Here is a 21,382-nt window from a genome sequence, read left to right on the forward strand (position 1 = left end):
TAATATAAACAACAGTTTACACTGCTTGTTTTGTTCGCTGCCCGAGTGCATTAACCAGAGAGTTCTCGTATGTATTACGTGCTAGTTCAAGGGGCAAGGTAATCCAATCATTGATTGCGATAAGTTCTCCGCCAACCCTCCCCAGCATTTGAAGGGGAATGAAATACTCTTCACTCAATCGCTTCAGTGCCGGCCAGTGCTCGTGAGCGACAGAGACAACCGCACAGCCTTGTGACTCGGCGAAAAGCGTATTGACGACCTGCTCTCTCCATGGAAACGTCAAGATACAGCCGATGTTCCCGGCAAGACAGCACTCAGAGATCGCAACCGCCAGCCCCCCCTCTGAAATGTCATGCGCTGAACGCAAAACATTCATGCTCGCCAGATCCGCGAGCAGGCGAATCAACTTCACATTGGCGTCCACGTCCAGTTTTGGCGGAGCACCGGCAACAACATTGTGAAGGACAGCTAAATACTCGCTGCAGCCCAAATCCGGCCCAATACTTCCCAACAGGGCGACAAAGTCCCCTTCATTGGCAAATCCGATCTTGACGTGATTCTTGATATTTTCAATCAAACCCACCATGCCGATCACAGGGGTAGGACGAATGGGACCACCTGCCGACTCGTTATAGAAAGAAACGTTGCCTCCTGTCACAGGAATGCCGAGAGCTCGACATGCATCCGAGATTCCGCTGACAGCCTCATGAAAGAAGTAGTAGTTCTGCGGCTTCATTGGATTTGCGAAATTCAGGCAGTTCGTAATCCCTACCGGAACCCCTCCTGTGCAAGCAACGTTCCTCGCTCCCTCAAATACCGCCAATGCCGCGCCCCTACGCGGATCGATGGAGACGTATCTCGAATTACAATCAACTGAAAGTGCAAGTCCCTTGTTCGTCCCAGGTACTCGAACCACCCCAGCGTCGGTGAATCCCCCCCCCTGCGCCGTACCGGCGCCGATGGTATGGTCATATTGCTCAAAAACAGATCTTCGGGAAGCGATGTTAGGAGACTTCAGTATTGCTAACAAGGCCTCATTCCAATCGTCAGGATCCGGCAAATGCGTAGGGTCAAAACTCAGCAGATGGTCAAGCAGCGGAGGGCGTTCAAAGTCGCGCTTGTATTGAGGGGCACCGCCGCCCAAGACCAAGGACTCGGCCGGAATCCGGCCGACGACGATACCATTCTCCACGATCTCGAAGATCTTGTCGTCCGTGACAAGTCCGACCTCATCCGCATGAAGATCCCACTTTGCGAAGATTTCTTGAGCATAATGCTCCTTCCCGCGCTGCAGAATCACCAGCATTCTCTCTTGCGACTCCGAAAGGCAGACTTCGTAAGCGTTCATCCCAGATTCGCGTCGAGACACTTTGTCCACATCAAGCCTTAGGCCTGTTCCACCACGTGCCGGGGTTTCACTACAAGAGCAACAAATGCCCGCTGCCCCCATGTCCTGCATTCCAACTAAAGCATCTGTTCCTGCCAATTCAAGGCTCGCCTCGAGTAATAGTTTCTCCTTAAATGGATCACCAATTTGAACAGATGGTCGTTTTTCTTTCGATGCATCTGAAAGGTCTTCAGATGCGAACGAAGCGCCGTGAATACCGTCGCGACCTGTGGACGAACCCACCACAAAGACAGGGTTACCCACGCCCTTGGCCGCTCCCCTGATAATCTTTGCAACCTCGACAACTCCTACGGCCATCGCATTGACAAGCGGATTTTCATTGTATGAAGCGTCAAAGTAGATTTCTCCCGCGACGGTAGGGACACCAAAGCAATTTCCGTAGTGGCTGATACCCCTTACAACTCCATCCACAAGTTCGGCGGTACGCGGATGAGAGGGATCACCAAAGCGCAGGGAATTCAAAGCGGCGATTGGTCTTGCTCCCATCGAGAAAATGTCTCGAAGGATTCCTCCGACTCCTGTTGCAGCGCCTTGAAATGGTTCGATGGCAGAAGGATGATTGTGACTTTCTATCTTGAAGCAGACAGCTAATCCATCACCGATGTCAATTAGTCCCGCATTCTCCTCTCCAGCCTCCGCCAATACATGCTCGCCGCCTTTCGGAAAACGTTTCAACTCCAGAATAGAGTTCTTATAAGAACAGTGCTCAGACCACATCGCTGAAAAGATTCCCAGCTCAACGAACGTTGGTGTCCGCCCAAGAATTTGTAGTATCCGCTCATACTCCTCAGTCGTCAGACCGTGCGCGAGCGCGGTATTAAGTGTCACCTGCGGGTAGTTGATTATCATGACTGAGGGGTTGATTTTTTGTTCTCAAAGAAGGCAATGACTCGGTCGGCAATCGCTGGGCTGATGCCTTGCACTTCGAGCAGCTCCAATCTGGTAGCCTCTGACAGACGTTGCAAGCTACGAAAGTGTGTCAGAAGGCTCTTACGCCGGGCTGCGCCAATTCCGGGAATGTCCAGCAACCCAGAAGACATAGTCCCTTTTTGCCTAACCAGTCGGTGGTATGTAATCGCATAGCGATGGACTTCATCGCGAATCTGCTGAAGAAGCCGCAATGCAGATGAAGTCTTTGGCAAGTTATAGGGTTCGGAGTCACCCGGTTTGTAAATTTCTTCCAGCTTCTTTGCCAGTCCGATTATCGGCAAGTTCTTTATATCGAGAGACTCAAGGGCTTCTACTGCGGCGGACAGCTGTCCTTTGCCTCCATCTATCAGGATAAGATCCGGAAGAGGCTGTTGTTCACGTAATAGTCGAGTGAAACGCCTCGTCACAACCTCGCGCATCGCAGCGAAATCATCTTGACCCGCAACAGACTTGATCTTGAACCGCCGGTACTCTGACCGAGCCGGCTTACCCATCCGATAGACGACCATACCGGCAACTTGATACTCCCCCATCAAGGTGGAATTGTCGAACGCAACGATTTCCTTCGGCAGTCCGGGAAGTTGAAGCCGAGTCTGCAACTCGCTCAGACCGGCGGGAATTCGCTCCCGCTTCGCGGCAGAACGGAGGATTTCGTGCAATTGCAGCTCGGCATTCCGCTGTGCAAGATCAACCATTCTGACCTTCTCTCCGCGCTCTGGAACCTTCACTACAACCTTTCCGTCGGACTGGGACTTGAGCCACTTCCCGAGCAACTCACGTGAACTCGGCTCAAAAGGCAGAACAAGCTCAGATGGAACGAGCGCCTGCGAATAGTAGTGCTGCAAGGCCTGCGTCAGCACGTCCTCCATAGGGGTATCCTTCGGAATTCGCAACGGATAGTGAACTCTACCAAGTAACCGCCCTTCACGAACTTGCATCACAACTAGACAACCATCCTCGTCTTGAACTGCAATACCTACGATGTCACGCTCAATCGGCTCAGGCGAAATGATGGTCTGCCTGCGCGTCAGATTGTCCATTGCAGTCAGCCAATCGCGCAATTGCGCAGCACGCTCGAACCGCAACTCGTCAGACGCCAAGTCCATTTCAGAGCGCAAACGTTGAATAATGTCCGAACCCTTACCCTTCAAAACAAGCGTGAAGTCTCTGACGCGCATTGCATATTCTTCCATCGACTCATTCGCAATGCAGGGGGCATTACATCGCCCTAAGTGAAACTCCAAGCAAGCCTTGAACTTTCCTCGAGCAATGCTCTCGACCGACAGCGGAAGATTGCAGGTTCGAATCTTGAGCATCCCGCGCAGTACGTGCAGGAGACCTTTAAGGTAACGCAGATCACCGTAGGGTCCAAAATGCTTCGAACCGTCTGAAAGTGGCCTGCGAGTTAGAAAAATCCGTGGAAACTGCTCGTTGGCAATCCGCAGAAAGGGTTGAGACTTGTCGTCCTTCAGAGCAACATTGTAACGCGGTTTGTGCTCGCGGATTAGGTTGGCTTCAAGTATGATCGCCTCATACTCAGTCTTTGTGACAATGACTTCCAAGTCTGCAATCTTCGCGACCAGAATCTCAAACTGAGGTCGACCGTCAGATGACTTTTGAAAGTACTGACGAACTCTGTTGCGAAGCACCTTGGCTTTCCCCACATAGATGATTCTGCCGCGTACATCACGAAAGATGTAGACTCCTGAATCAATTGGAAGGTTGTTTAACTTTTCAGTCAGCGATGCCTGCACCACAACTCGATCAGGTCACTTGGAATGCTCAACAACTTCCACCAGAACACCTCCGAAAGACTTCGGATGCACGAAGCCGACCATAGTTTCCTCAGCACCGGGCCTTAAGTGACGGTCAATCAACTCTGCTCCTCGCGCTGCGAAGTCACTTAGAAGCTTCTGCCCATCAGAGGCCCTAAAGGCAATATGATGCAAACCCGGGCCGCGCTTCTCGAGAAACTTGACAATTAAGCTATCGGAGTCCCCAGGCGCTATCAACTCCAACCTAAGACCACAAAGTCCGAGGAAGGCTACGTGCGCGTTCTGGGCCTCAACAAACTCGCGGTGCAAAACCTCAGCGCCGGTAAGTCTCACCCACAAGTCAATTGCATCATCGATATTGCTGACCGCGATAGCTATGTGATCGAGCGATTCAATCATCAGAGTTCTCAAAAAACCTCAAAATGTCCTTGAGCATTGAGTCTGAACTTTCGTGCACGCGCAAGGATACCGGAAGTGAGTCCTGCATTTTTCTGCCATAGCGAGTTGAAACGAGGCGTGTATCGGTAATTACAGCAATACCGCGATCCTCTGTGTGACGAATGAGACGTCCCAGTCCCTGACGGAGTCGAGTCACACAAGCGGGGATACTGACTGTTTCGAAGGCGTTTTCATGCCGCGCCTGCGCAAATTCACTACGAGCCTGAACCCATGGATCTGTCGGTACGTCAAATGGCAGTTTAACAACCACAAGCATCTCGAGGGCATCACCCACGAGGTCAATTCCTTCCCAAAGCGACGAAGAACCAATCAATATTCCGTTCTCTGATTCGCGAAACGCCCGGACGAGTTCATGCGTATCACGACCGCCCGTTTGATGAAACAGAGGCCTTTTGATCGCTCGTGATGTCGGTAGCAGAGCGGTTGCCAAACTCTCGGCTGATGCGTGTGACGTGCAAAGAATCAGGCAGGATCGTCTGACCTCATGAACAAGTCTTTGAATCAAAGAACTGACTTCGAAGAGGTGTTCATCGGTCTTCTGAGGAGCAGGTAGAAACGAGGGGCAGTAGCACCTCATCTGCGCTTCGAGGTCAAACGGCGACTCTAACGTGTGGGCTACGACACGGTCACTAAGTTCACCGGCCAACCCCAGTGAGTTTGCGAAACCGTCGAATTCACCGTTCTGTGCAAGTGTCGCAGACGTCAAGAGCACGCCTGTCGTTTTGCTCCAAAATCTTTGTTCAAGCATATCAGCGACCGATATCGGCGCGGCAAACAGCGTAAGCGTAGAAATTTGATGTGAACGTGAACACTCCAGCCAATAGACATAAGCATTATCATCTGCGCTAATCACGCGCTTGCCAGTTTCCAACAGGTCACGTATTGCAAGAGCCGCGGAGTTTAGTTCTGCAACTCTGTCACGAGTATCCTTTCCTTGATCCTCATTCTTTGTCAATGTTGATGAGAGCCTGCCCAATCTTAGAGAGAAATCATCTAATCTGTTGACAAATGGAACCAAGGCGTCTTCAAGATGCTTTGCAAGCGCAGAATCCGGTAGAATCCTGACTTTCACATCATCTTTACCCGCCGAGCCTAATGCCTCTGCTGCCTCTTGAAACGAAATCTTCGAACCTTGTAATAGCGATTTTGCCGCCGAGTCCATCAGAATAAGCTCAGAAGCGATCTCCCCGTCCTTTACTTCCTTTGCAAGCTTTAACAGCAGTCCGCGAGCAGACCGTTCATCAGTTAGACGTTGAATTAGATTGCGGACAACACGAAAGCCGAAAGATTCTGTGTAGGCAGACACAACCGCTCGTTCGAACTGATGCGCCTCATCAATTATGAGGCGTCGATTCTCATCACAGCTGCCTATGAACCTATCGAAATCCGTAGCGAGCAACGCATGGTTAATAAGAAGGAGTTTTGCGGCCTTTGCCTGCTCAACCGCTTGTCTATGAAAATCTCCACGGTGAGCACCGCATCTTGCGCCTGCACAACCAATTGCGTCCGAGCATACCATGGACCAAAGCAATGGATCTGCCTCGGGCCGAAACGCACCAATCTCGCCAATGTCGCCGCGCATCGTCAAACTCGACCATCGAAGCAGTGGCAACAATCGCAATCGATCGCCGTCAGAGAGTCGGCCATCCAGATTCGAAATCGCGGCGCGTAGTCGACGTTTGCACAAGTAGTTGTCCCGACCTTTTAGGACAGCGGCAGGCACACTAGCACCGAAAACACGGCCAATATCTGAGATCTCCTTGCCTATAAGCTGTTCCTGAAGTGAACGGGTATGGGAGGAGATAACCACTTGACGTGGGCATTCATCAGTTTCAGCGGTAACCCACTGCAAAGCGGGGACGAGGTAACCAAGCGACTTCCCTGTGCCTGTTGGAGCTTCAAGCAGCAGAATACTCTCCTCATCAAAGGCCGACTGAACATATGCGGCCATTTCAAGTTGCTGCTTGCGCGGAGAGAAATTCCGCAGCGATGTCTCGAAAATCCCATCCTGCCCAAGCGACGAGATTTCAACACCACTAAGCCATTCGGTTTGTTGTGTTTTCCCCGAAGGGATAGAGAATGGAATGTCTCGAGAAAGCAGCTGAAGCTTTTCAAAGAACATCTCTGCACGATGATGCGCAGCGGTGCACAAGGATGCAATCTCCTCAGTCAATTCTGACCAAACACGGTCACGTAATTCTCCGACCATTTGAACAAGAACTTCGCCCGTTGCTCTTGCATCTGCTCCTGCCCGATGTGCAGAATCTTGATGGACTCCAAACTGATAGCACAGATTCGCGAGAGAAAATCTTGGGAACTCCGCCCAGAAGATCCGCGCAATCTCTGCGGTATCAATGACGAGGCGTCCCGGGAATCTAAATTGACTTCCACCTGCAGACGATAGAAAACTCAGATCAAAATTGATATTCTGGCCGACTATCGGGTCATCGCCGATGAACGAAAGAAGTTCGTCGTGCACTTCGGCAAAGCGAGGCGCATCTCTCAAGTCGTCGTCAGTGATGCCCGTCATTCCGACGATGAATGGGGAGAGGTAGCGGCCTGGATTCACAAACCTTTCAAAGCTCGCGGATGGAACCCCGTCCACGAACCGAACTACACCAACCTCAATTATCTCGTCAACGCCGGCGGTGATACCCGTCGTCTCCAGATCAATTGCGACAAATTGACCTAACCCGAGATCGGTCAACCAACTTGAAGGACTCAAACTTACAGCACTTCGTCGAAATATCGAATGTTGAGGTTTCGCGCGGCACCAGCTTCATCCAACCTGCGAACTGGAGTCGTATATGGGGAATTCTTTAGGAGTTCCGGAGTCTCGCTCGCTTCGCGATCAATTTGCAGCATGACTTCGACGAATTCGTCAAGTGTCTCACGCGACTCCGACTCTGTCGGTTCAATCATCAAGCACTCAGGAACAATCAGAGGAAAGTAAACTGTCGGGGGATGAATGCCATAGTCGAGCAAACGCTTTGCAATGTCGGTTGTGCGGACGCCTTTCGCCTTCTGCAAATTACCGGAAAAGACAGCTTCGTGCATGGATGGTTTGTCAACAAATATCTGATAGGTCGGCGACAGTTTCTTTCGCAAATAGTTTGCGTTTATGATCGCGTTGTCACTAATTGCTCTTAAACCATCACCACCAAGACTCTTGATGTAAGTTAACGCCCTCACATGCATGCCAAAATTTCCGTAGAACGTGTGAACTGACCCAATGGAGTCCGGTCGATCCCAGTCCCAAACAAATGCATTCCCCTTGGAAGTCAACACCGGAACCGGCAAGTACTTCTCAAGCTTAGCTTTGATTGCAACCGGTCCACTACCTGGTCCTCCCCCACCATGCGGCGTTGAGAACGTCTTGTGCAGGTTCATGTGACAGGCGTCAAAGCCCATATCACCCGGGCGCGAAATTCCCATAAGCGCATTGAGATTCGCACCGTCCATGTAGGCAAGACCACCTGCATCATGAACCAAATCTATGATTTTAGCAATATTCGACTCAAAAAGGCCAAGCGTATTGGGATTCGTTATCATCAGACCCGCAACATCTTCATCGAGAGAACGCTTTAACGCTTCAATGTCCATTAGTCCATTGGCATCTGACGGAAGCTGAGTCACACTATAACCTGCCAGAATGATCGAGGCGGGATTTGTACCGTGCGCACTATCGGGAATAATTATCCTTTTGCGTGGGTTACCATTTGCCTGATGATACGACCTGAACATCAACAGAGCCGTAAACTCGCCCTGCGCACCTGCCGCGGGCTGCAGTGTGATACTGTCCATACCAGTGACTTCAAGCAGAGCATCAGCAAGTTCACTCATGACTTGCATTGCACCCTGTACCATCTGGCCACTTTGCCAGGGATTCAGACCGGAAAAGCCATGCAAGGCAGCCATATCGTCATTGACTTTTGGGTTATACTTCATCGTACAAGACCCAAGCGGATAGAAATCACGGTCGATATGATGATTCCGGGTTGATAGATTCACATAGTGACGTACGACTGCGTTTTCCGAAACCTCCGGCAATCGCGGTAGGGATTTTCTGGCGAAATTCTCAGGAATTGAGAACTTCGGGAAGTCATCTGGAGTTGGCGGAACTTGAAATCCGGTCCTCCCAGTTCGACTGAGTTCAAAGATTAGTGCACTTTCTTTCTGAAGGGATTGCAATTCACGCTTCATCGCTTGCCCTCCACTGCATAATCGCGAGCGAACCTAACATACGCATCCATTTCTTCACGTGAGCGAGTCTCCGTAAGGGCAACGAGCATACCTCGTTCATCAGACATCCCAAGTCGTGTTAAGGGAACACCCGGAAGAAGCCCTTTTGTGGTCATAAACTCAAAGAACTCTTCAGCTGTTCCGGGCACCTGAACAAGAAACTCACGAAAATGCGGCCCCTTATGGGGCACCGTGAATCCTGGCACTTCCTTCAGCTTCTGTTTCAGGTACTCTGTCCTTCTTCCACAAGCAATGCCAATTCCCTCAAGTCCTTTTGGACCAATGAGGGACAAGTAAAACGTCGCACGCGTCGCGACCAAGCCTTGGTTCGTGCAGATGTTTGAGGTTGCCTTGTCACGTCGAATGTGCTGCTCACGAGTCTGCAGAGTCAGCACAAATCCCCGCCTGCCGTCTACGTCCTTCGTGACACCAACCATTCTTCCCGGCATCAATCGAATCAACTCCATACTGCATGCAAATAGTCCAAGATATGGCCCGCCATAGGACATATAATTGCCTAAAGATTGGCCTTCGCCTACCACAATATCGGCTCCAAGTTGTCCCGGCGAGTGTAAAATACCCATTGCTATTGGATCGGTTACGATGATGACTAGTGCCCCAACTTCATGGGCACGGTCAATGATTAACCGCAAGTCATCAACTATTCCGAAGAAATTTGGATACTGCAAGACGACAGCGGCAACATCATCACCAAGAAGCATTGCCATTTCCTCTGCTGCTTGGCAACCGTCTTTGCACGGCGCGGTGTCAAATCTGATGCCTTGAGACAAATTGATTGTTTGCGCGACACGACGGTACGCTGGATTCACTGATTCGCTCCAGAGGACTCTGCGTCGTTTTGTATAGGCAAGAGCCATCGAAATCGCTTCCGACAATGCCGTACCACCGTCGTATAGGCTGGCATTCGCAGCAGGCATTCCAAAGAGTTCACAAATCATCGACTGGAACTCATAAATAACCTGCAAAGTGCCTTGAGCGACTTCAGGTTGATACGGCGTGTAGGCAGTAACAAATTCACTCCGGGACGCAAGCGTGTCAACAGCAGCCGGAATGAAATGGTCATAGCACCCTGCGCCCATAAAGCACGGCATGTCCATCGCGCTGATATTGCGGTTTGCCATAGCGATCATCTCGCGCCGTACTTCCCACTCAGATTTCCCATCTGCGATGTTTAGGGATTTGTTGTATCGAAGCTCATGTGGGATGGCATCGAGCAAGTCTTCAAGAGAGGTGACCCCGATGTCCCGCAGCATCGCACTGCGTTCATCGGGGGTATTCGGAATGTATCGCATTAACGGATTCTATTTATGATTTGCCGCGACTACGCGCTAGTAAGGTCCTTATATGCTTCAGGAGTAAGCAATTCTGATTTCTCGCCGTCAAAGTTGACAGGCCTTATCTTAACAATCCAACCCGCGCCATAAGGTTCACGATTGATTACTTCAGGAGTGTTGCCAAGTTCCTGATTAACCTCAGCCACTTCACCACTAATCGGTGCGTATAGCTCTGCAACCGCCTTAACAGCCTCTATCGTACCGAAAGACTCGCCTTGCTTTGTCCTCGTGCCGATAGCCGGTAGCTGAACGAACACTACGTCGCCAAGTTCTCCTTGCGCAAACTCAGTAATCCCAACGAGCGCAACACCGTTCTCAAGCTTCACCCATTCGTGATCTTTAGTGTACAGACAATCTGTAGGAATGTGCATACCGAACCAGCTTTCTAGTAATTACAAGTTTTGATTAAACTGCTGCTGTTGACCTTACCTGTTGCTCCATATATTGCTCGACCCACTTCGTGTGAACGTCGCCGTTTTGGAAGGCTTCAGTTTCCAGCATTTGCAGATGAAAAGGGATTGTCGTGTGAATGCCCTCCACAATAAATTCGGAGAGCGCGCGCTTGCATCTTACGATGGCTTCCTCTCTACTATTGCCCCATACGATGAGTTTAGCTATGAGCGAGTCGTAATAGGGAGGAATCATGTACCCCTGATAGACGTGCGTATCTACTCTAACGCCCGGCCCTCCGGGCAAGTTCCAGACCGATACAACTCCGGGAGAAGGGAGAAAACCTCGAGCAGCATCTTCGGCGTTAACTCGGCACTCGATTGCATGTCCACGGATTTCAACATCCTTCTGTTTTGGAAGAGAGTTTCCTTGTGCGACGAGTAACTGCCACTTTACAAGGTCAGATCCTGTAACCAATTCAGTAACCGGATGCTCAACCTGAATACGAGTGTTCATTTCCATGAAATAGAAATGTCCCGACCTGTCCAGAAGAAACTCCATCGTCCCAGCACCGGAGTAGTTGATGGCCGCAGCGGCCTGTGTTGCCGTCTTTCCCATCTTCTCACGCAATTCCGGTGTTACTGCGGGGGACGGCGACTCTTCAATAAGTTTCTGATGTCGACGTTGCATTGAGCAATCACGTTCACCAAAATGAATACAATTGCCCTTGCCGTCACCCAAGACTTGAATCTCAATATGGCGAGGCTCTACAATCGCTTTCTCCAAATAGAGTTCCCCGTTATTGAAGGCAGCTTCAGCTTCGGCACTTGCCATTTCAAAAGCAGTTTCAACATTTCCAAGCTCATGAACAAGCCGCATCCCGCGTCCCCCTCCACCAGCAACTGCCTTGATCATTACTGGTAAACCAAATTCCTCTGCAAGTTTTCTTGCTTCACTCGCGCTTCCAATTGGCCCGTCACTTCCCGGAATCACCGGGCAACCAGCCGCGATCATCGTCCGCTTGGCTTCTGACTTGTTGCCCATTAACTCGATAACCTTGGGAGACGGTCCAATCCAAACGACTTCGTGCGCGAGACAAATCTGCGCGAAATCCGCATTTTCAGCAAGAAAACCATAACCCGGGTGAATAGCTTCAGCACCTGTGATCTCCGCCGCAGACATAATCGCCTTTGGTGAAAGGTAACTTTCAAGTGCAGACGGCGGGCCGATACAAACGGATTCGTCAGCAAAACGCACGTGCAGCGAGTCTCTGTCCGCAGTCGAAAACACCGCGACTGTTGATAGCCCCAGATCCTTGCAAGCGCGCAGTACGCGCAATGCAATCTCACCGCGATTCGCAACCAGAACCTTTTTGAACATCAGGCCAGTCTTTCTATACGGAACATTACCTGTCCATACTCAACAGGTTGAGCATTCTCGACCAGAATCTCAGCAACTCGACCACGAACCTCTGCTTCAATTTCATTCATTAGTTTCATCGCTTCGACAATACAAAGCACTTTCCCTGGTTCAACAATGTCTCCAACCCGCACATAAACATCTGCGTCTGGTGAAGGAGCACGATAGAATGTTCCGACCATTGGTGCTTTTACTTCAACAAGATTGGCTGATGAAGCAGGTTTTGCAGGGGACTCAGAACCCGATTGAACTTGCTGTGTTGGAGCAATCGCTGCAGGCGGAGCAAAGGCTAGCGGGGTGGACACGGGAACCGGAGAGACCTGTGTCACGGTTGTCACCTGTGTGCCATTCTTAGAGATCCTTATCCGTAGATCGTGCTCCACCAGTTCAAACTCATTTATTGGGCTGCGCTCGATCATTCGTACCAGCTTCTGAATTTCGCCAAGGTCAAGACGTGACTTCTCTTTTGTGGGCAGAGTTGCCATTTGGACTCCTTAATTTGGCCTATGGACAAAACTTACGCAGGATTGTCCAGCTGTTTCGTTGCCGACGGGTATCAACCGTTCAGCGGGAATGCCTTCCGCCGCAAGGACTTTCATGACTGCCTCGGCGCGTGACTGCGTAAGCGACAAGCGCTCCGCTGGGGAGTTTAGTGACTCATCTGTTTGTGAGTGGATCTCAATGTGACCTGCCACGAGGTGTGACTTAAGTTCCGGAGCAAGAGATCTTAGATAACTCTTGCTCATAGAAGTCAGTTCAGCAGTTCCAGGCAGAAACTCGATTTCCCGCGATGCGTTGTCGGACTTGGTTTGAATCTTCTGACTTGATACCGGCGAGCCATAGGTCCCAAAAAAACGTTCAATTGCATCAAAGGCGAAGACAACGGACGCCTCGACGACTTCATCAATCGAATCACCATTCACTTTTCTACTCGAATGCCTTGGCAACGGCTTCTGAGGTGGCCCGTGCACCGGTCTCAATTCCGTGTTCAGCAATTGAACGGTGCTATTTTTCAACTTCAACACGCCTTCCCGCTCTCTGTCAGGTTTCTTGTCCTCATTTCGCGAACTCGCTGTTCGAGCTGAATCGGAGGACTGCTGTACAACCGGCTCTGGTTCCACCGGCATTGAATCAACAAAGATGCGGGATTCCATCTGTCTCGTTTCAACAAGGTGATCCCTCTTGGAATCAACTTTCGCGGTCTCTTGATCACCAGCGCGCGAATAAAGCAATATCGCGGAAACGAAAAGCAAGATCGAGTATACCAGGGCAAACCCGCGCTTCTGGACAGAACGCTGCCGACCCCTTATCCACCAAATCGCTACCGAGATAACTGCAAAGACCAGTGCGACGGAGGCAAGTAAGAGGCGGATATTCTCCATAGGTTCTACCCGGCACGTTTAACCCGGTCCAGATACTCACCTGTGCGAGTGTCGACACGCACCACATCTCCGGTCTCACAGAACAGGGGAACGTTAATCTCTGCGCCGGTTTCCAATGTGGCAGGCTTTCCAGTGTTTGAGACGGTATCACCCTTGAAACCAGGCGCTGTCTCCGTAATCTCAAACTCCAAGAAGTTAGGCAATTCAAGTGTCAGAGCCTCGCTCTCAAGAAAATTCACGCGGCATACGACACCCTCTTTTAACCATTGGGCCTTATCCCCAATCCAGTCAGTTGTAAACTGGAACTGCTCGTAGGACTCTTGATCCATGAAGTGAAAAAACTCTCCATCTCCGTAAAGAAACTGCAAGTCTTTCCCCTCCACACGCACGGTATCGATGGAGGCGCCGGAGTTGAGAGTCCGCACAATCACCCTCCCGGTCCGGGCATTGCGCAACGTGATTCGCACAAACGCACCACCTTTGCCGGGCTTAACGTGCTGAAAGTCTGCAATCTCAAAAATCTGACCTTCCATTTGAATGGTAAGTCCCTTACGAATGTCCGCGGTTGTTGCCATGTGGTTCTATGATTTTGTTTGTTTTAGTTGTCGAAATAGGTCAGCGCGCAAGCAATTCTTCAAACTCAGCTTCAGTCAGAACTGGAATACCAAGCTCGAGCGCTTTCTCGAGCTTTGAACCAGCTCTCTCCCCCGCGACGACATAGGAAGTTCTTCTGGAAACAGATCCCGAAGGCTTGCCGCCTTGTGAGACAATCATCCGCTCAATTTCGTCACGCGAGTACTTTGTCAGTGATCCCGTGACGACTATAGTCATGCCTGCAAGTTTATCACCTCGCGTCAAAGCATCATCACTTTGAGGTCTCACTCCCGCCTTTAGAAGCTTGCTTTGGATAACTCGCCAAGCTTCCGAGCGAAAGTAATCATAAATCGCTTGTGCCACACGCGGACCCACATCCGGAAGGTGTGACAACTCCTCCTCTGAAGCGGTCGCAATACGCTCCAATGTACCATAAGTCGCAGCAAGCAGGCGAGCAGTGGATTCACCTACAAATCGAATCCCAAGGCCAAATACCAGTCTGTCTAAGTCTGAGGATTTCGCACGCTCAAGTCCTGCGAGCAACTTATCTGCTGACTTTTCCCCAAAACCGGGAAGTGCCAGCAACTGCTCGCGTCTGAGAAAGAACAAGTCGCCTGCATCCGATACAAGGTTCCGCTCAACAAGCAACTCGACAGTCTCAGTGCCGAAGCCACCGATGTCGAGAGCTCCACGGGAACAGAAATGCTCGATTTGTCGTTTTACTACTTCCGGGTCAAGCGGATTTGTGCAACGCAGGGCGACTCCACCCGGAACACGCTCAAGTCGAGCACCGCAAACAGGGCAACACTTCGGCTCGACGATGGGCTTCGCATCCCCAGGACGGAATTCAGTCAGAGCGCCTGTAATTTTGGGGATAACGTCTCCACCACGTTCCAAGACGATGGTGTCTCCCTCGTGCAAATCCAGCCTTCGGACCTCGTCGATGTTGTGCAAAGTGGCCCGTCTGACCGTGACGCCCCCCAAGGAAACTGGCTCAAGATCAGCAACTGGTGTCAAGACACCGGTCCTCCCAACCTGGAAAGATACTCCAAGCAACTTTGTGTGAGTCTGACGCGCCGAGAATTTGCACGCCAGTGCCCAACGAGGAGCGCGCGCCGTTGTGCCAAGTTCACGCTGTTGGGCGATAGAGTTCACCTTGACAACAATGCCGTCAATTTCATACGGCAGAGTGTCTCGCTTTCCTTCCCACTCTCTCCAATAGTCGAGTACTTGGTCTACACCAGAGCAGAGTTTTGGGTGGTCACTTGTCGGTAAACCCATTTCACGTAAGCGCGTAAGCCCGCTAAGGTGGTCTGCGATCGGCTGATCCGCAGAATCGTAGCCGTAGCAGACAACACGGAGAGGTCGCCTGGCGACCATAGATGGATCAAGGAGTTTCAAAGAACCTGCTACGGTATTCCGTGGGTTTGCGAGAACCTTCTTGCCCTCTGCCAGTTGCTCTTCATTGTAGGCAAGAAAATCATCTGTTCGCATGTAGACCTCCCCCTTGACAAATAGCAGCTTGGGCAACGATTTGCCTTCTAACTGCAGCGGGAGATTCCGGATAGTCCGCACATTTGCAGTAATATCATCTCCAAACAAACCATCCCCCCTGGTTGCAGCCTTAGTCAGACGCCCGTCTTCATAAGTTAGAAGCAATGATACTCCATCAAACTTCAGCTCGCAAACGTACTCGGGGTCCCTCCCATCTAGCCCTCCCTGCACACGCTTGTGAAACTCCAAAAAGTCCGATTCTTCATAGGAGTTCTGAAGCGACAACATTGGGAACGGATGCCTAACAGTGGCAAAACCAGATGTAAGGACGCCACCAATCCGCTGAGTCGGGCTGTCCGAAGTGACAAGCTCGGGATGAGCGGCTTCAAGGTCCTGGAGACGCTTGAATAGTTGATCATACTCCCGGTCCGACACTTCAGGATTCCCTTCCCCATAGTAGAGGCGATCGTGTCGTCGGATTTCGCTGCGAAGGGCTTCTATTTCCTTCTTGGGGCTCGGCACGGCGGCATTCCGGTGTGGGAAAGTAAGGGTCGGGTCGCTGACAAGACTGGAAGCTACTAAAAATTCCGAAAAATGGCAACATGGCGGGGCCAGCCGTTGTGGAACTCTTGCCATCACAAAAGCTTGGATTTTACATTCAGGATTGCGACTAACCGTATATATTCATATATTTTAGGAATGAGCATCGACACGGCCTTACCCTTAGCATTAGTTATTGCCATTTCTGTGGTAATTCTCGGGCCTGCCATAATCTGGTTCGTAGGGCTGGTGAAATGGGCATTAGAGGACTCTGCCGTCAGAAGCCAGCCTCCCGCCGACGTTTCGTTGGCCGTAGCAGTGGTAGGTAGAAACGAAGAGGCAACAATTGGCAGATGTCTGGAATCAATCCTGAAACAGGAAGAAGTCTGCCTGCAGCAAGTCATTTTCACGGACGATCAATCCGAGGATTCTACCCTGCGAGTCGCCCTTGAGTTTGCCACTCAAGACAACAGGCTGCTTGTTCGACAGCAAAGCGATACCTTGCTGAAGACAGGCGCAAGCCCTAAAAAGACCGCTCTTTCGTTTGCATTCACCGAGCTGCAGACAGACTTCATCGCCGTCACGGATGCGGACTGTATTGTCCCGGTAGCATGGCTTGCCGGTCTTACCTCGTATGCAGATAGCGAGACGGGATCAGTAATAGGCCCTTCATGGCCACTTGCTGACACAGGACTCAAAGCCCGTTTCTACCGATGGGAACGTCTGTTAGCGAACGTCACGATGGCCTCTGCTTGCGGCTGGGGATTCCCCGCATCTGCCTGCGGCCACAGCCTGCTATATCGAAGAAAGGCATTGATTGAGGTTGAAGCTCCCGTGCGACGCGACCTGCCCTCCGGTGATGACGACTTGACTGTCCAAGCTATTGCTCGGAAAGGCTGGAAGGTTAGATTCTCTGGTGCGCCGGAAAGTGTGGTAAGAGAAGCCGGAGTGCGTGGATCTCTATTTGCCCAGGCTGCCAGACATCAGAGTGTGACTCGTTTCTATCCGGTGCGCTGGAGAATCCTCTATGCCTGGTCAGCAGCCGCCGGGATGCTATCTTTTCCTTTGCTCTTTGCCGCCGCGATAGATCTATCCTACATTGCGTTATCTGGTACAGTAATTCTCAAAGTCATAATAGAATCGGCAGTCGGGTACTGGTTTGCAAAGAAGCTAAGACTTGGGATAGGACTGCCAGAGACAATCGCAGGTGTGGCATTCCTCCCGGCTTGGACAGCTTGGCGCCTATCTGCCCATACTTTCTCAAGAAAGCAAGAATGGCGGGGACGTCGATTCTCGACACGTTCCGATTCGACATTGGAACCGATTCGTACATGACCCCTGAAGCTTCGGAAATGGCATTAGCTGCAAATCCACCAATTCCTGATCAGCGATCTCTGCTCCCAAGGATCGTGAAAATCGTGGTTACACTAGCAGTTCTCGGACTGCTGGTGTATCAGGTCAATTGGGAGGGCGTTCTCGTAAGCCTGTCTCAAATTGCAGGATGGGGGATTGTGGTCGCGCTCTTGCTTTGGGCACCTAACCAGTTCCTCCAGTATCTGCGCTGGCGACTAATAGCCCAACGGGCAGGTGAATCCGTCAGTATAGAGGACATCCGCGCCAGCTATTGGCTTGGCCACACTTTGGGCTTTATCACTCCCGGTCGAATCGGTGCATACGGACGTGCGCTGTTTCTTTCGCAAGTACCTCTCGGCAGAGCGGCTGTACTTACTGTCGTGGAACGCACATACAGCGCTTTGACGGTTAATGGTTTTGGTTTAATTGCACTTGGTGTTTTGCCTTATCTTGGGTGGAATGTAAGCTGGGTATTCTGGAGCGGAACAATTTCAATGCTCTTCGTATTGTCCGGCTTTCTCCTTATTTGCATCGGTATTTTCCCTGGGAAAATCGTGTCGCTACTGCGGCGTGCATTTTCAACAAGGGCTTGGGCTGCACGCATGGTTTCGTCCCTTGATGCGGCTGCTCAAATTGGTACGGGCAGTGCGCTTCTGTATCTTTCTCTCGCGACACTATCGCTAATCATCTCCTTGTTCCAATTTGTTCTAATACTGGAAGCAATTGGAGTTGATATTCCGCTGATCGCAGGCATGCTTGCAGTACAGTTGAATTTTTTCCTCAAAGGCAATATTCCGCTCACGCTCGGAAACGTTGGAGTCGGAGAGTGGACAGCGCTCCTATGCCTTAGAGGATTGGGAGTTGCGGACACTCACGCTGTCGCTGCTTCTCTCATGCTCTTCACGTTAAACGTGGCCTTGCCCGCAGGCATTGGACTGCTATTCATAAAGCGCATTTTTGCTCTGCCAAAGAACTGGAGATTAAAGCCCTCTGGAACTCTATGAACTACTAGCCATTGTCATTGCAATCATGACGGCCATGTATGCTGCCATAATGGTCCTGTTCGCGCTAGGACTCCGCAGGTTGCACCGGAACGTCATTCAAGATCCTGAGCATTGGCCAAGCGTTAGTGTCATCATGCCCGCGCGTAACGAGGCCGAAGTTCTACCTTGGACGCTTTGGTCATTGATGCGTCAAGACTATCCAGGGAAATGGGAAGTAATTGTCGTTGACGACCGTAGTGACGACAATACTCAGAGTGTTCTAAGCGACCTTCAGAGTAGATACCCGAATCTTAGATCAGTGCGCATCGACGAGCTATCTAACGGATCACCAAAGAAACGGGCCTTGTCAACTGGAATTGCAGCTTCCGATTCAGAAGTCATTTTTACAACGGATGCGGATTGTCAGTATCATAGGGAGTGGATTAAAGAGATGGTCAGGCATCTCAATGGCAAAACCGCTGTCGTAGCCGGACTTACGATCTTCGATCTGCCTGACTTCAACTCATCGCCCCGTTGGCAAAAGATTCAGTGGCTTGACTTTTTCGTGCAGAATTTTCTTGCAGCAGGAGCGCTTGGATGGGGACATGCCGCAAGTTGCAACGGTAGCAACCTCTGTTTCAAGAGATCAGTCTATGATGACATTTCGGGATATGGGAACACAGCTGACATAGTATCAGGTGATGATGTACTATTTGCGCAGCGTGTTGCAAAACTATCCCAATACCGCATGGCATTCTCCATCTCGCAGGAGACACTGGTCCGCTCATTGCCTGTGAACTCATTCGGTGGGCTGCTTAACCAGCGTCTGCGTTGGGCTTCAAAGGGACTTAGTTATCGCGGGAGCATGCTGTTATTCTTGTTTGCAATATATGCCTATTACTTAATGCTCATTGTGTTACCTGTTGCAGCTGTCTTTAAGACAGTGTTGGTACCTTACGTTCTCGCGATTTGGGGATTGAAGATGGTGGTAGATACGTATCTTGTAAAAACAGGCTGTTCAGTCTTTAGGCAGAATCGACTTCTCCCTTACTTTCCAGAGTATGAGTTCTGGCATACCTTTGCAACACCATTCTTCGGCATCGCTGGACTCTTGATGCCATACAGGTGGAAAGGCGACTGGTACCGAACCGCTACCCTGCCATCGCCACTTAGACATCGCTGGTTAAGAAACAGCAAGCATAGAGAGACTACAGCGGAACGCGCCTCAACTCTTGAGTCTCGTCGATGATGCGACTAAACCGAATTGCGCCCTTTTTCGCTTGGGGATGGAAGATTCGTACAGAAAGACCTGGGACTATTGCAATTACGTTTGACGACGGTCCTGATCCAAGGACTACACCATTTCTTCTAAGAGTACTCGATGACTTGCAATTGAAATGCACTATGTTTGTTATCGGTCAGAAGTGCATTAAACAAGCCGCCTTGTTGAGAGAGATTTCTTCAGCAGGTCATCATATAGCCTGCCATGGATTCGTTCACACTCGACACTCCTTTCGTACGGCGAAATTCCTGCTGAACAGCATCAACCAAACTCAGATCACCTTGGCGGAAGCGGGCGTTAGCATGGCGAAGGCATTTCGTGCACCTTACGGCTCTATCGATTTGTCAACACATCTGAAGGTGACCAAAGCTGGTTTACAGCCTGTATTGTGGTCTGTTCATATTGCGGATTGGAAGGCTTCAGATTCAAACATACTGCTTTCAAGGACGCGAAGGGTACTGCATGATCAAATGATCCTGCTCTTGCATGACGGTCATCCAGCAAGCACAGCTTTAGGTCCCACACTCCACTTCCTGAAGAGTGAGATAGAAAAGCGTCGCTGGTTAGCCGTACCCTTGCCAGAGACGTCGCGCAAGTCGGAGGCATGTTGATTACAGGATTTGCAGTAGTATCAAGTTTGCTGCATTTCTTTGCAGGCATCGCAATCTCACTTGCGCTTTTGAAGAAAAGACCACGGCTTGATGCCTCACCATTGATATCAATTGTGGTTCCTGCTCGCAATGAGGCTCACAATCTGCCTCGACTTTTTGGATCTCTTCGCAAGCTGCATTATCCTGCCGACAAGATTGAACTCATTCTCGTTAACGACGACTCTACGGACGACACAGAGCAAGTCGCCGAGAACCTCGGGAGATCATTGCCGTTCAAGTTGCGTGTCATCCGTGCTGAACACGGTCCTCGGGAGACCTTGCCGCCAACGAAAACACTCCCTCTAGCACAGGGGATAGATGCCGCAACAGGCGACTTTGTCCTGATGACAGACGGGGACTGTGAAGTCAACCCGGGTTGGGCACAAGACATCGTTGCACATTTCCAGCCGGGTGTTGGACTAGTCTGTGGTGTCACGTTGCCCGATTATAAGTTGTCGCCGGATTCCGTGACGAAGCTCGAGACAGTGGATTGGGCACTTCTACTGGGTGTTTGTGCCGGTATGTGCCGTCTTGGCAGTCCATTGGCCCTCGTTGGAAATAACTACGCAGTTCGTCGTGAAGCTTATCACGATATTGGAACTTTTCGCAGGATTCCTCATAACCGCATTGACGACATCGCGCTTTTCCGCGCAGTAACGGAGTCCAAAAAGTGGCGACCTGCATTTGCAGTCACACATGGTGCTACCGTTGCAACACTCCCTGTCTCCAGCATGCGGTCCATAGTTACTCAGAGGTATCGCTGGATGGAGGGATTTGCGGCGGTTACTGGCGCTGGCAAGCTCTTGTTCGCTTTTGGACTTCTCAATCACCTGCTCTGGCCACTTGCGTTTCTGCTTCCCTTTCCTTTGGGGATCTTCATTGTAATGGCAGTACTGGTCGGAGACTGGATGGTCATCTCCACTTGTCTCCTTCGGCTGCGTCGCGATGGACTTACGCTCGCAATCATCGGGTATCCACTGTTTGCGTTTGCTTACGGATGGAAGCTGGTTAGCGCGCTTTTCCGAAGGCCTGAAGTCACATGGAAGGAGCGAAAGTTCGCCTGACATTCGAAAGATAGAATATGACAGCGGCCTCCCAAAGGAAGGCCGCTTTTTCATGCGCTATA

17 protein-coding genes are annotated in these 21,382 nt (G+C 50.8%); 5 read left to right on the top strand and 12 right to left on the bottom strand.

The annotated features are described in order from the left end of the window. Positions 1-16 precede the first annotated feature (16 nt). Genes purL through ligA form a run of 12 tightly spaced genes read right to left on the bottom strand, consistent with a single transcriptional unit; the run spans position 17 to position 15,970 of the window. Positions 17-2,257, bottom strand: coding sequence for a phosphoribosylformylglycinamidine synthase subunit PurL (gene purL, locus KJZ99_01160; protein ID MCL4304502.1), 2,241 nt, complete (start codon positions 2,255-2,257; stop codon positions 17-19). Further along, complete coding sequence (uvrC, locus tag KJZ99_01165) at positions 2,254-4,092, bottom strand: excinuclease ABC subunit UvrC (GenBank protein MCL4304503.1); 1,839 nt, start codon at positions 4,090-4,092, stop codon at positions 2,254-2,256. Before uvrC ends, purL begins: the two co-directional genes overlap by 4 nt. A gap of 15 nt (positions 4,093-4,107) precedes the next feature. Then, the gene (locus tag KJZ99_01170) at positions 4,108-4,512 is read right to left on the bottom strand and encodes a VOC family protein (GenBank protein ID MCL4304504.1); all 405 of its coding nucleotides are present in this window, start codon (positions 4,510-4,512) and stop codon (positions 4,108-4,110) included. Further along, on the bottom strand, positions 4,505-7,297 hold the full coding sequence (locus KJZ99_01175) for a DEAD/DEAH box helicase (GenBank protein ID MCL4304505.1): 2,793 nt from the start codon (positions 7,295-7,297) through the stop codon (positions 4,505-4,507). Before KJZ99_01175 ends, KJZ99_01170 begins: the two co-directional genes overlap by 8 nt. 2 nt (positions 7,298-7,299) lie before the next feature. Next, positions 7,300-8,775 carry an aminomethyl-transferring glycine dehydrogenase subunit GcvPB gene (gcvPB, locus tag KJZ99_01180; GenBank protein ID MCL4304506.1) on the bottom strand — a complete coding sequence of 492 codons (1,476 nt, stop codon included), beginning with the start codon at positions 8,773-8,775 and terminating at the stop codon, positions 7,300-7,302. Then, the gene (gcvPA, locus tag KJZ99_01185; protein MCL4304507.1) at positions 8,772-10,127 is read right to left on the bottom strand and encodes an aminomethyl-transferring glycine dehydrogenase subunit GcvPA; all 1,356 of its coding nucleotides are present in this window, start codon (positions 10,125-10,127) and stop codon (positions 8,772-8,774) included. The genes gcvPB and gcvPA overlap by 4 nt, the downstream gene beginning before the upstream one ends. Positions 10,128-10,156: 29 nt before the next feature. Beyond that, positions 10,157-10,540, bottom strand: a complete 384-nt coding sequence (gene gcvH, locus KJZ99_01190; GenBank protein ID MCL4304508.1) for a glycine cleavage system protein GcvH — start codon at positions 10,538-10,540, stop codon at positions 10,157-10,159. 34 nt (positions 10,541-10,574) lie between these two features. Next, complete coding sequence (gene accC / locus KJZ99_01195) at positions 10,575-11,939, bottom strand: acetyl-CoA carboxylase biotin carboxylase subunit (GenBank protein ID MCL4304509.1); 1,365 nt, start codon at positions 11,937-11,939, stop codon at positions 10,575-10,577. After that, the gene (accB, locus tag KJZ99_01200; GenBank protein ID MCL4304510.1) at positions 11,939-12,463 is read right to left on the bottom strand and encodes an acetyl-CoA carboxylase biotin carboxyl carrier protein; all 525 of its coding nucleotides are present in this window, start codon (positions 12,461-12,463) and stop codon (positions 11,939-11,941) included. The genes accC and accB overlap by 1 nt, the downstream gene beginning before the upstream one ends. Before the next feature lie 9 nt (positions 12,464-12,472). After that, positions 12,473-13,360, bottom strand: coding sequence for an OmpA family protein (locus KJZ99_01205; GenBank protein ID MCL4304511.1), 888 nt, complete (start codon positions 13,358-13,360; stop codon positions 12,473-12,475). Between the two features lie 5 nt (positions 13,361-13,365). Next, complete coding sequence (gene efp / locus KJZ99_01210; protein MCL4304512.1) at positions 13,366-13,935, bottom strand: elongation factor P; 570 nt, start codon at positions 13,933-13,935, stop codon at positions 13,366-13,368. A gap of 40 nt (positions 13,936-13,975) precedes the next feature. Beyond that, positions 13,976-15,970, bottom strand: coding sequence for an NAD-dependent DNA ligase LigA (gene ligA / locus KJZ99_01215; protein MCL4304513.1), 1,995 nt, complete (start codon positions 15,968-15,970; stop codon positions 13,976-13,978). Positions 15,971-16,147: 177 nt separating this feature from the next. Between ligA and KJZ99_01220 the strand changes: the two genes are divergently transcribed. The 5 genes from KJZ99_01220 to KJZ99_01240 all read left to right on the top strand — a co-directional run bounded on the left by KJZ99_01220 (position 16,148) and on the right by KJZ99_01240 (position 21,320). After that, positions 16,148-17,323 carry a glycosyltransferase gene (locus KJZ99_01220; GenBank protein ID MCL4304514.1) on the top strand — a complete coding sequence of 392 codons (1,176 nt, stop codon included), beginning with the start codon at positions 16,148-16,150 and terminating at the stop codon, positions 17,321-17,323. Then, a complete protein-coding gene (locus tag KJZ99_01225; protein ID MCL4304515.1) occupies positions 17,263-18,345 on the top strand; it encodes a YbhN family protein in 1,083 nt (360 codons plus the stop codon). Before KJZ99_01220 ends, KJZ99_01225 begins: the two co-directional genes overlap by 61 nt. A gap of 133 nt (positions 18,346-18,478) precedes the next feature. Continuing rightward, complete coding sequence (locus tag KJZ99_01230) at positions 18,479-19,573, top strand: glycosyltransferase (GenBank protein MCL4304516.1); 1,095 nt, start codon at positions 18,479-18,481, stop codon at positions 19,571-19,573. After that, positions 19,570-20,217, top strand: coding sequence for a polysaccharide deacetylase family protein (locus KJZ99_01235; protein ID MCL4304517.1), 648 nt, complete (start codon positions 19,570-19,572; stop codon positions 20,215-20,217). The genes KJZ99_01230 and KJZ99_01235 overlap by 4 nt, the downstream gene beginning before the upstream one ends. Next, the gene (locus KJZ99_01240) at positions 20,211-21,320 is read left to right on the top strand and encodes a glycosyltransferase (protein ID MCL4304518.1); all 1,110 of its coding nucleotides are present in this window, start codon (positions 20,211-20,213) and stop codon (positions 21,318-21,320) included. The genes KJZ99_01235 and KJZ99_01240 overlap by 7 nt, the downstream gene beginning before the upstream one ends. Positions 21,321-21,382 lie beyond the last annotated feature (62 nt).

The organism is bacterium, from assembly GCA_023382385.1.
Lineage (GTDB): Bacteria > Electryoneota > RPQS01 > RPQS01 > RPQS01 > JABWCQ01.

What these genes read in the sequence shown, in the direction of transcription:
- purL (MCL4304502.1), bottom strand. Translation starts at nt 2,257, where the DNA reads ATGATAATCAACTACCCGCAGGTGACACTTAATACCGCGCTCGCGCAC.
- KJZ99_01170 (MCL4304504.1), bottom strand. Translation starts at nt 4,512, where the DNA reads ATGATTGAATCGCTCGATCACATAGCTATCGCGGTCAGCAATATCGAT.
- gcvPB (MCL4304506.1), bottom strand. Translation starts at nt 8,775, where the DNA reads ATGAAGCGTGAATTGCAATCCCTTCAGAAAGAAAGTGCACTAATCTTT.
- gcvPA (MCL4304507.1), bottom strand. Translation starts at nt 10,127, where the DNA reads ATGCGATACATTCCGAATACCCCCGATGAACGCAGTGCGATGCTGCGG.
- gcvH (MCL4304508.1), bottom strand. Translation starts at nt 10,540, where the DNA reads ATGCACATTCCTACAGATTGTCTGTACACTAAAGATCACGAATGGGTG.
- accC (MCL4304509.1), bottom strand. Translation starts at nt 11,939, where the DNA reads ATGTTCAAAAAGGTTCTGGTTGCGAATCGCGGTGAGATTGCATTGCGC.
- accB (MCL4304510.1), bottom strand. Translation starts at nt 12,463, where the DNA reads ATGGCAACTCTGCCCACAAAAGAGAAGTCACGTCTTGACCTTGGCGAA.
- KJZ99_01205 (MCL4304511.1), bottom strand. Translation starts at nt 13,360, where the DNA reads ATGGAGAATATCCGCCTCTTACTTGCCTCCGTCGCACTGGTCTTTGCA.
- efp (MCL4304512.1), bottom strand. Translation starts at nt 13,935, where the DNA reads ATGGCAACAACCGCGGACATTCGTAAGGGACTTACCATTCAAATGGAA.
- KJZ99_01220 (MCL4304514.1), top strand. Translation starts at nt 16,148, where the DNA reads ATGAGCATCGACACGGCCTTACCCTTAGCATTAGTTATTGCCATTTCT.
- KJZ99_01225 (MCL4304515.1), top strand. Translation starts at nt 17,263, where the DNA reads ATGGCGGGGACGTCGATTCTCGACACGTTCCGATTCGACATTGGAACC.
- KJZ99_01230 (MCL4304516.1), top strand. Translation starts at nt 18,479, where the DNA reads ATGCCCGCGCGTAACGAGGCCGAAGTTCTACCTTGGACGCTTTGGTCA.
- KJZ99_01235 (MCL4304517.1), top strand. Translation starts at nt 19,570, where the DNA reads ATGATGCGACTAAACCGAATTGCGCCCTTTTTCGCTTGGGGATGGAAG.
- KJZ99_01240 (MCL4304518.1), top strand. Translation starts at nt 20,211, where the DNA reads ATGTTGATTACAGGATTTGCAGTAGTATCAAGTTTGCTGCATTTCTTT.